This is a genomic window from Arachnia propionica (assembly GCF_003932785.1).
Taxonomy (GTDB): Bacteria; Actinomycetota; Actinomycetes; order Propionibacteriales; family Propionibacteriaceae; genus Arachnia; species Arachnia propionica_B.
Map to the genome: position 1 here is coordinate 1 of NZ_RQYT01000108.1, position 1,221 is coordinate 1,221.

Here is a 1,221-nt window from a genome sequence, read left to right on the forward strand (position 1 = left end):
TCTTCATCAGCATGGCCTCACCGGCGAAGGTGTGACCATCGCCTACATCGAAAGCGCCCCCGACCTCACCGTCCCCGAACTCCAAGGCGCCCACATCGAGATCAACAACCCCTGCAACTACGTCAGCACCCCCGACACCCGATCCCACTCCACCGCAGTGGCCTCCATCCTCGTCAACCAAACCTGGGGCTGGGCACCCAAGGCCAAACTCATCAACTACACCGTCCGAACAGAAGATGACGGTCCTCCCGGAGACCCAACCTGCAGTAAGGAAACAGCCACCGGGGAAGCGATCCACCGCGCCCTCGACGACGGCGTGGACCTGATCAGCATCTCCATCGGAGGACTCTCCAGTAGCAAGGTTCTCTCCGCGGCGCTGCGCGCCTATCACATGGGGGTCCCCATCATCGCCGCAGCAGGCAACACCGGCAACAAACCCGACGCCAAACCCGAAGAAATGTTTAGGGACCTCAACTCCTTCGTCGTGGTCGGCTCCTCCGACGCCAACGCGCGCCGTTCCGAGTTCTCCTCCACCGGAGACTTCCTCACCGTGCTGGCCCCCGGCGAGGACATCACCACCCGCCAACCAGACAGCAACGGCAACCTCACAGTGATCACCACCGACGCTTTCGGCACCTCCTTCTCCACCCCCATGGTCACCGGCCTCATGGCACTGGGCAAACAGAAATGGCCCAACGCCACCGGCAACCAACTCATCCGCAACCTCATCACCACCGCCCACCCCGTCGGCGAGGCCCCCAACGACTACTACGGCTACGGCATCATCCAGATCGCTTCCTTCATCAACACCGACCCCACCACCCACGAGGACACCAACCCGCTGCGCCGCCGCAACCACAACCCCGTCACCCCAGAACTAGCCCAGGACTACATCGACGGACTCCTCGAGCCCTACAAGGTCACCGACGACCCCAGCTACCGCTACCGCGGCCTCGACATGAACACCGTCACCAACCACCCATCCAAGTCCCACTTCGGCACCTCACCCCGCTACCACCGGACCTGACCACCACACCCGCTGCTCACACCGGACCCCGAGCGCCAGCGAGCCCTGAGGGCGCGCCCCCGTAGACTGGACCCGACCGGATCGAAGGAGACCAGATGCGCCGCAACCGCCCCCGCGCCCTCATCGCACTCGCCCTGGCCGCATCCCTCCTCACCCCAGCCCCAGCCACCGCCGACGACGCCATCACCGACCAG

General features: G+C 64.7%; 1 protein-coding gene. It reads left to right on the forward strand.

All coding sequences use genetic code 11. The annotated features are described in order from the left end of the window. On the forward strand, positions 1–1,027 hold a 1,027-nt coding region (locus EII35_RS15445; protein ID WP_148098966.1), incomplete at its 5' end, for a S8 family peptidase. Positions 1,028–1,221 lie beyond the last annotated feature (194 nt).